The organism is Streptomyces roseochromogenus subsp. oscitans DS 12.976 (assembly GCF_000497445.1).
GTDB lineage: Bacteria > Actinomycetota > Actinomycetes > Streptomycetales > Streptomycetaceae > Streptomyces > Streptomyces oscitans.
This window is the reverse complement of the sequence record NZ_CM002285.1, coordinates 2,748,962-2,757,577: the sequence shown is the minus strand read 5'-3', so window position 1 is coordinate 2,757,577 and position 8,616 is coordinate 2,748,962. Positions and strand designations below refer to the sequence as shown.

General features: G+C 69.7%; 7 protein-coding genes and 1 pseudogene. 6 read left to right on the top strand and 2 right to left on the bottom strand.

Translation table 11 applies throughout. From position 1 onward, the window contains the following. Nucleotides 1–650 (bottom strand): annotated as a pseudogene (locus M878_RS61750) (PucR family transcriptional regulator); the annotation flags it as partial. 165 nt (nt 651–815) lie between these two features. Between M878_RS61750 and M878_RS61745 the strand changes: the two are divergent. The 6 genes from M878_RS61745 (at nt 816) to M878_RS61725 (ending at nt 7,059) form a co-directional block, all read left to right on the top strand. After that, nucleotides 816–1,796 (top strand): proline dehydrogenase family protein, encoded by a 981-nt coding sequence (locus M878_RS61745; RefSeq protein ID WP_023546552.1) that lies wholly within the window; start codon nt 816–818, stop codon nt 1,794–1,796. A gap of 39 nt (nt 1,797–1,835) precedes the next feature. Next, on the top strand, nt 1,836–3,467 hold the full coding sequence (gene pruA, locus M878_RS61740; protein ID WP_023546551.1) for an L-glutamate gamma-semialdehyde dehydrogenase: 1,632 nt from the start codon (nt 1,836–1,838) through the stop codon (nt 3,465–3,467). A 99-nt stretch (nt 3,468–3,566) separates the two neighbouring features. Beyond that, nucleotides 3,567–4,106: a GNAT family N-acetyltransferase gene (locus M878_RS61735; RefSeq protein WP_023546550.1), complete on the top strand. Its 540-nt coding sequence runs from the start codon at nt 3,567–3,569 to the stop codon at nt 4,104–4,106. 361 nt (nt 4,107–4,467) lie between these two features. Then, the gene (locus tag M878_RS000000101030; RefSeq protein WP_015493350.1) at nt 4,468–4,599 is read left to right on the top strand and encodes a hypothetical protein; all 132 of its coding nucleotides are present in this window, start codon (nt 4,468–4,470) and stop codon (nt 4,597–4,599) included. A gap of 81 nt (nt 4,600–4,680) precedes the next feature. Beyond that, on the top strand, nt 4,681–5,724 hold the full coding sequence (locus M878_RS61730; protein ID WP_023546549.1) for a 3-isopropylmalate dehydrogenase: 1,044 nt from the start codon (nt 4,681–4,683) through the stop codon (nt 5,722–5,724). A 246-nt stretch (nt 5,725–5,970) separates the two neighbouring features. Further along, entirely contained in the window at nt 5,971–7,059 is a 1,089-nt protein-coding gene (locus tag M878_RS61725; RefSeq protein ID WP_023546548.1) for a branched-chain amino acid aminotransferase, read from the top strand. On the opposite strand, the gene M878_RS61720 is transcribed toward M878_RS61725, so the two are convergent. Next, nucleotides 7,056–8,501, bottom strand: a complete 1,446-nt coding sequence (locus tag M878_RS61720) for a cytosine permease (RefSeq protein WP_023546547.1) — start codon at nt 8,499–8,501, stop codon at nt 7,056–7,058. The genes M878_RS61725 and M878_RS61720 overlap by 4 nt on opposite strands. Nucleotides 8,502–8,616: the final 115 nt, after the last annotated feature.

Genomic DNA, 8,616 nt, shown 5'->3' with positions numbered 1-8,616 from the left:
GGGATCGTACGGGCGGCCGGAGCGTCGTCCGGGTCGGCCGACGGCCACGGGGCGACGCACACCAGGGTGAGCGGGCCGTCGGCGCGGGGGCCGAGCGCGGTGCGCAGTTCGGCCACCGCCATGTCCCGTTGCCAGCCGCCGTCCGCGGTGAGCACCGCCCGCAGCTCCCGGCTCAGCCCCGCCCCGGCCTGAGCCTCGTCCGCGAGCAGCGCGCCGATCCGGCCGGCCACCTCCATCGCGGCGGCCAGCTGCGCGTCCGTCGGCCCCGGATCGCCCTCCAGCAGCCAGACGTAGCCGAGTACGACACCCCGATGGCGTACGGGCAGACAGATCCGGCCGCGATACACGCCCGCCTCCGTGCTCGCGGGGATCCGCACCGGGCCGGTCGCGCGGGTGATGCCGAAGCCCTCGAACCACGCCCGGACGGTCGCCGTGGAGCGCCGGGTCAGGATCGAGCGGGTGCGCACCGGGTCCAGCGCGGTGGGATCCAGCTCGTCGTCGCTGTCGTACGCGCCGAAGGCGATCAGCTCGAAGTCGCGGTTCTCCAGGGTCGCCGGGACGCCCAGCAGCTCCGAGATCTCGTCGACCAGCTCCTGGTAGTCACCCTTGAAAGCCTTGAAATCCGCCGCCACTCGGGCATTCTCCCTCATTTCTTGACGGCCTTCATACAGCTGTCTGAGATCCAGGGCACGGATGCGTGACAGCTGTCGATGGCTCACGATCGGAGAGATCCTTAGGTTTCACGGTGGTTCTCCGTGCCGTACCCGAATCGTCGGGTGACGGCCGTATTTGGTGCTTGTCTGTGGAGGTGCCCCGTGCTGGGTCCCGTGATTCTCGCCGCGTCGCGCAGCGACCGGATGCGACGCCTGATCTCGGCGGCCCCGGTGACCAAGCAGGTCGTCGACCGCTTCATCCCCGGCGAGACCGTGGCCGACATCGTGCCGATCGTCAAGGACCTGACCGCCAAGGGCCTGGAGCTGACGATGGACGTCGTCGGCGAGGACATCACCACCCCGGAGCAGGCCACCGCCGCCCGGGACGCCTACCTCCAGCTCATCGAGCGGATCAAGCCGCTGGAGCTCGGCGAGAAGGTCGAGATGTCCGTCAAGCTGTCCATGTTCGGCCAGTCCCTCCCGTCGCCCACCACCGCCCTATTCGAAGGGCCCTCCGGGCCCGCCCCTACATTCCCCGGCGGTCATGAGCTGGCCCTCGCCAACGTCCGCCCGGTCGTCGCGGCCGCCGCCGCGATCGGTACGACCGTCACGCTGGACGCCGAGGACCACACCACCCTCGACTCGATGTTCGCCATCCACGAGGAGCTGCGGAAGGACTTCCCGCAGACCGGCTGTGTCATCCAGGCCTACCTCTTCCGCACCGAGGCCGACGCCCGCCGCCTGGCCGCCGCCGGCAGCCGCGTCCGCCTGGTGAAGGGCGCCTACAAGGAGCCCGCCGAGGTCGCCTACCAGCAGAAGCACGAGATAGACAAGGCGTACGTCCGGGTCCTGCGCATCCTCATGGAGGGCGAGGGGTACCCGATGATCGGGTCCCACGACCCGCGCCTGATCGCCATCGCCCAGGAGCTGGCCCACAAGGCCGGCCGCAAGCTCGACGAGTACGAGTTCCAGATGCTGTACGGCATCCGCGGGGACGAGCACCTCCGGCTGGCCGCCGAGGGCCACCGCATGCGCGTCTACACCGCTTACGGCACCGACTGGTACGGCTACTTCATGCGCCGTCTGGCGGAGAAGCCCGCGAACCTGCGGTTCTTCCTTCGCTCGATGGTCAGCAGGGGCTGAACCCGAACACCCGCTCAAGATCAAGGAGTCAAGGATCTTATGGACGCTGTGACCCAGGTCCCCACCCCCGTCAACGAGCCGGTGCACGGCTATGCCCCCGGCTCGCCCGAGCGTGCCCGGCTGGAGGCCAAGCTCAAGGAGCTGGCCGAGAACCCGATCGACCTGCCGATGACCATCGGCGGCGAGAAGCGGATGGGCGGCGGTGAGCCGTTCCAGGTGGTCCAGCCGCACAACCACAAGGCCGTCATCGGCACCCTGCGCCACGCCACCCAGCAGGACGCGCAGGACGCCATCGACGCGGCCCTGGCCGCCGCGCCGGCCTGGCGTGCGATGTCCTTCGACGACCGCGCCGCGATCATTCTGCGCGCCGCCGAGCTGCTGGCCGGCCCGTGGCGCGAGACGATCGCCGCCTCCACCATGCTCGGCCAGTCGAAGACCGCCCAGCAGGCGGAGATCGACACCCCCTGTGAGCTGATCGACTTCTGGCGCTTCAACGTCCACTACGCCCGCCAGATCCTGGCCGAGCAGCCCCCGGCCAACTCCCCGGGCGTCTGGAACCGTCTGGACCACCGCCCGCTGGAGGGCTTCGTCTACGCGATCACGCCCTTCAACTTCAGCGCCATCGCGGGCAACCTGCCCACCGCGCCCGCGCTGATGGGCAACGTCGTGGTCTGGAAGCCGTCCCCGACCCAGACCCACGCCGCCGTGCTGCTGATGCAGCTGCTGGAGGAGGCGGGCCTGCCCAAGGGCGTCATCAACCTCGTCACCGGCGACGGCATCGAGGTCTCGAAGGTGGCTCTGGAGCACCGCGATCTCGCCGGTATCCACTTCACCGGCTCGACCAAGACCTTCCAGTACCTGTGGAAGACGGTCGGCAACAACATCGACAAGTACCGCTCCTACCCGCGTCTGGTCGGTGAGACCGGCGGCAAGGACTTCCTGGTCGCCCACCCGTCGGCCGACCGCGCGGTGCTGAAGACGGCCCTCACCCGGGGCGCCTTCGAGTACCAGGGCCAGAAGTGCAGCGCGACGTCCCGGGCCTACATCCCGGCGTCGATCTGGAACAGCGGCTTCAAGGAGGAGTTCGCCGCCGAGGTCGACTACCTCACCATGGGTGACGTCACCGACCTGTCGAACTTCATCGGCGCCGTGATCGACGACCGTGCCTTCGCCAAGAACAAGGCCGCGATCGACCGCGCCAAGGAGGACCCGACCTGCACGATCGTCGCGGGCGGCAGCTATGACGACTCGGTCGGCTACTTCGTGCGCCCGACCGTCGTCGAGTGCAGCGACCCGGAGAACGAGGTCTTCCGCACCGAGTACTTCGGCCCGTTCCTCGCCGTCCACGTCTACGAGGACGACCAGTACGACGAGATGCTGACCCAGATGGAGTCGGTGTCGGACTACGCCCTGACCGGCTCGGTCATCTCCAACGACCGTGCGGCGGCCGCCTACACGATGGAGAAGCTCCGCTACGCGGCGGGCAACTTCTACATCAACGACAAGTCGACCGGCGCCGTCGTCGGCCAGCAGCCCTTCGGCGGCGGCCGCTCCTCCGGCACCAACGACAAGGCCGGCGCCCCGCAGAACCTCCTGCGCTGGACCCTGACCCGCGCCATCAAGGAGACCCTGGTCGCGCCGACCGACTACACGTACCCGCACATGGGCTGACCCTCGGCCCCCCGAGCAACGGGCCGGGAAGCCTGCCACGAGCAGGCTCCCCGGCCCGTTTCCAACCCCATGGGTTTTCCTGTCGGTCACACTGGGTCGATGACCGCCGGACTGCGTCTCGCCCACACCGCCGACCTCGATCCCTGCGAACTCCTCGCCGCCCGCGCCTTGTTGGACGCGGCGTTCGACGGCGGCTTTTCCGAGGAGGACTGGGATCACGGGCTCGGCGGTCTGCATGTCCTCGTGCATGACGGCACCGGGCTCGCCGCACACGGGGCCGTGGTGATGCGGCGCATCCGGCACCGGGGGCGCTGGCTGCGGGCCGGATACGTGGAGGCCGTCGCCGTACGTCCCGACGTACGGCGGAAGGGGATCGGCGGGCGGGTGCTGGGGGAGCTGGAGCGGGTGATCGGGCGGGCGTACGACCTCGGCGCGCTCTCGGCGAGCCCGGAGGGGGCTCTGCTGTACACCGCCCGGGGCTGGCGGCAGTGGGGCGGGCAGGTGCACGGACTGTCCCCGGACGGGATCGTACGGCTGCCGGAGGAGGAGGCGGGCATGTATGTGTGGCCCGCGCTCGCCGGGGCGCTCGACCCCGCCGAGGAGTTCGTGCTCGACTGGCGGGACGGGGACGTGGCCTGAGCGGCCGTACCGCTCCGTCGGCTGCGTCACCAGCCCGGAAACTGGCCACGACCACCGCCGTACGCGCCTTGATCCGCACCCCGCGCTCCCTCGGACAGCCGTCACCCGAACGCACGAAGGCCCAGCTAGGAGCGGTGTGAGGGGAGCCGTCGTCTCAGATAGTAGGAAGTCCGAGTAGTTGTGCAGACAGAAGCAGGCCGCTCCCTTAGGTTTGTAGGAGCCGAACGTCTCGCTCGACCAAGCGAATGGCGGTCGTGAGCCGGACCCGTGCAGGCAACCCCTGCGGTCCGCCGCTCCCCGCCCCTTCCGGCGTCTCGCACCCCTCTTCCGTGCTTCGCGTTTGCCGAAGGAGTCGATTTCCATGGCCGAGACGACCGTCCGCCGCCGAGTCCGCCACGTGTCCCGGACGAGCGAGTCCGACCGCAAGAACGCCGCCGCCGCCCTGCAGCGCGCCCTCGACCGCCGTGACAACGGCGGCGAGACCGGCCACTGACCGTCCGGAACCCGACCCCTACGGGTGTCCGTATGGTGGACGCGCCGTGTCATCACCTGGGACGAGGAGTAGGGTGCCAGCATGTCTCGCAGCCTCAATCTCGCAGTGATCCCCGGTGACGGCATCGGCCAGGAGGTCGTGTCCGAGGGTCTGAAGGTCCTCTCCGCCGTGCTCCCGCAGGATGTGAAGCTGGAGACGAAGGAGTACGACTTCGGCGCGAAGCGCTACCGCGCCACCGGTGAGACCCTCACCGACGCCGACCTCGACGCCCTCAAGCGGCACGACGCCATCCTGCTCGGCGCCATCGGCGACCCGTCGGTGCCGTCCGGCGTCCTGGAGCGCGGCTTCCTGCTCAAGCTCCGCTTCGCCTTCGACCACCACGTCAACCTGCGGCCGAGCAAGCTGCTCCCCGGTGTGGCGACCCCGCTCGCCGGCCAGCCGGAGATCGACTTCGTGGTCGTCCGCGAGGGCACCGAGGGCCCGTACACCGGCAACGGCGGCACCATCCGCAAGGGCACCGAACACGAGGTCGCCACCGAGGTCTCCGTCAACACGGCTTACGGAGTCGAGCGCGTGGTCCGCGACGCCTTCGCCCGCGCCCAGGCCCGCCCGCGCAAGAAGCTCACGCTGGTCCACAAGAACAACGTGCTGACCTTCGCCGGGCATCTGTGGACGAACATCTTCAACCGGGTGGCCAAGGAGTTCCCCGAGGTCACCACCGACTACATCCACGTCGACGCGGCCACCATCTACCTGGTCACCGACCCGGCCCGCTTCGACGTGATCGTCACCGACAACCTCTTCGGTGACATCATCACCGACCTCGCCGCGGCCGTCTCCGGCGGCATCGGCGTGGCCGCCTCGGGCAACATCAACCCCAGCCGCGAGTTCCCGTCCATGTTCGAGCCGGTCCACGGCTCGGCCCCGGACATCGCCGGACAGGGCAAGGCCGACCCCACCGCCACGGTCCTGTCCGTCGGCCTGCTGCTGCGCCACCTCGGATACGCCGGCGAGGCCGACCGCATCGACGCGGCTGTCGCCGCCGACCTCACCGAGCGCGCCGCGCTCGGGACCCGCAGCACCTCGCAGATCGGCGACGCGCTCGCCGCCCGAGTAGCCGGCTGACCCGGCGCTCCACCACGAGAAGCCGCCGGGTCGGACGACCGCCCGGCGGCTTCCGCATGTCCCCGCCGGGTGCCACCATCGACCCCTGGGCCGCTGTCACCCCCATTCCGTCCGCCGCCGCCCCCGCGCGATAATCGAACGCGGAGCCGCGGTATGAGGGAAAGCTCGGACGTCCTAACACTGGCGAGTCGCAGTGAGGGGCGTGAGCGCGGCCCGTCACAACGACCGGTGAAGGACACATCACTCATGACGACGCCCACGATCGAGCTCAAGCCCTCCGCCAGCCCCCTCGCCGCCGCCGAGCGCGAGGCGATCCTGGCCAACCCCGGGTTCGGCCGCCACTTCACCGACCACATGGTGACGATCAAGTGGACCGAGGGCCGCGGCTGGCACGACGGCCAGCTCGTTCCCTACGCGCCGATCCCGATCGACCCGGCGACCAACGTCCTGCACTACGCCCAGGAGATCTTCGAGGGCCTGAAGGCCTACCGTCAGCCCGACGGCTCGGTCGCGCTCTTCCGCCCGGACCAGAACGCCAAGCGTTTCCAGCGCTCCGCCAAGCGGCTCGCCATGCCCGAGCTGCCGGTCGAGACGTTCATCGAGGCCTGTGACGTCCTCGTCCGGCAGGACATCGACTGGGTGCCCGCGCACGGCGGCGAGGAGTCCCTCTACCTGCGCCCGTTCATGATCGGCACCGAGGTCGGCCTGGGCGTCAAGCCGGCGAACGAGTACCTCTTCATCGTGATCGCCTCGCCGGCCGGCGCCTACTTCCCGGGCGGTGTGAAGCCGGTGTCGATCTGGGTCTCCGAGGACCGCGTCCGCGCCGTCCCCGGCGGCATGGGCGACGCCAAGACCGGCGGCAACTACGCCGCGTCCCTGCTGGCGCAGGCCGAGGCCGCGGCCAAGGGCTGTGACCAGGTCTGCTACCTCGACGCGGTCGAGCACCAGTGGGTCGAGGAACTCGGCGGCATGAACCTGTACTTCGTGTACGGCGACCGGATCGTCACCCCGACCCTGACCGGCTCCATCCTGGAGGGCGTCACCCGTGACTCCCTCCTCGCCGTCGCCCGCGACCTCGGCTACGAGTCGGAGGAGGGCCGCGTCTCGGTCGAGCAGTGGCAGCGCGACACCGAGAACGGCACCCTCACCGAGGTCTTCGCCTGCGGCACGGCGGCCGTGATCACCCCGGTCGGCACGGTGAAGCGTGCCTCTGCCGAGTGGAAGCAGAGCGGCGGAGAGACGGGTGAGGTGACTCTCCGCCTGCGTCAGGCTCTGCTCGACCTCCAGCGGGGCACCGCCGAGGACACGCACGGCTGGATGCACAAGATCGGCTAACGGTCGGCAGCCACGCTCAGGGCCGCCTCGGACGCGTCGATGTCCGTGGCGGCCCTTGCGTGTTCCGTACGGAACGTCAGCAGCAGGTAGACCACCCCACCGACCGCACCCGACAACAGGAAGCTGCAGTCCACCCCGCCCGTCAGCTGCAGCAGCGGGCCCTGGTACGACGGCAGGGACACCGCCAGCAGACCGACGCCGGCGCCCAGCGCCCAGGAGGCGGTGGCCCGGACGTTCCAGCCCGCCCGGTACCAGTAGATCCCGCCCCGCGAGCGGCGGTTGAAGACCTGGAGGGCGTCGGCGTCGTACACCCCGCGGCAGCGGGTGAAGCCGATGAGGGTGATGACGGCCCACGGGGTGCCGATGGCGGTGAGCAGCAGCACGAAGGACGTCATCGCGGACTGCGCGTTCCAGGCGTAGTGGCCGACGAAGACGCAGGCGGTGGCGACGACGGCGACCGTGTACGTCGCCCGCGCCCGGGAGGCCCTGGGCAGGATCGCGTCCAGGTCGAGGCCCATCGAGTACAGCATCAGGCCGGCGTTGCCGACGGAGCCCGCGGACGCGGACAGCAGCAGCGGGATCAGGTACCAGGTGGGGGAGGCGGAGACGAGGGGGCCCGCGTAGTCGGTGGCCGCCTTCGCCGCGTACGCCGTGAAGGTGCCGAACAGCTGCGGGACGAGCAGACCCAGGATCAGGCCCAGCCAAGTGGCCTGGATCACCCGGCGGTTGGAGTTCCGGGCGGGGGAGATATAGCGGGTGTAGTCGCCGAGGAGCGTGATGAAGGCGATGGGGCCGGACAGGCCCGCTGCCACGGCCGCCAGGAACCAGGTCGGCCAGAAGGAGCCCAGCAGATAGCCGCCCGTGCCGGACAGCGCCGAGGTCGTGAAGTGCGGGGCGTAGGCGAAGATGCCGAGGGCCAGCAGGGCCGTCATGCCGATGGACAGGACCTTCGACATGTTCAGCAGCACTCGGTAGCCGTAGACCGCTCCGGCGACGGTCGCCGCCGCGAGCACCGCGTAGACGACGGCGTACGACACCCCGTCCGCCGGCAGCCCGGCCATCCGGCCGAGCACGCTGATCATCACGTCCCCGCCGATCCACACGGTCAGCGCCGTGTAGCCGAGGGCGAGGAGCAGGCCGACGATCGAGCCGACCAGCCGGCCCCGCACGCCGAACTGGGCCCCGGAGGACGTGGACAGGTTGGTCGCGGTGCGCAGGGAGACCAGCGCGAGCGGTGCCGTGAACACGGTGCCGATCACCGTGCCCGCGACGATCGCGCTCACCGACGCCCACCAGCCGAGCCCGAAGGACGGCGGCAGCCAGCCGAAGATGATCACCCCGAGGCAGAGGTTGGAACCGAGCAGGATCGAGACGAGGTCGCGCGGACCACTGGTCCGCTCCTCGTCCGGGATGGTGTCGACTCCGCGCTGTTCTATCGGCATGGATGGGTCTCCTTCGACTACCGCCAGAGAGTTAGAGCGACGTTCAATGTCTGCGAAGCTTTGCCTGCAGTCAATGCTTCTGTTTCATGAATTCTGTGTTTAGAGTGATGTTCTA

Excerpts from the sequence above, each read along its gene's own strand:
- M878_RS000000101030 (WP_015493350.1), top strand. The coding sequence starts at position 4,468 with ATGGCCGAGACGACCGTCCGCCGCCGAGTCCGCCACGTGTCCCGGACG.
- M878_RS61735 (WP_023546550.1), top strand. The coding sequence starts at position 3,567 with ATGACCGCCGGACTGCGTCTCGCCCACACCGCCGACCTCGATCCCTGC.
- pruA (WP_023546551.1), top strand. The coding sequence starts at position 1,836 with ATGGACGCTGTGACCCAGGTCCCCACCCCCGTCAACGAGCCGGTGCAC.
- M878_RS61720 (WP_023546547.1), bottom strand. The coding sequence starts at position 8,501 with ATGCCGATAGAACAGCGCGGAGTCGACACCATCCCGGACGAGGAGCGG.
- M878_RS61730 (WP_023546549.1), top strand. The coding sequence starts at position 4,681 with ATGTCTCGCAGCCTCAATCTCGCAGTGATCCCCGGTGACGGCATCGGC.
- M878_RS61725 (WP_023546548.1), top strand. The coding sequence starts at position 5,971 with ATGACGACGCCCACGATCGAGCTCAAGCCCTCCGCCAGCCCCCTCGCC.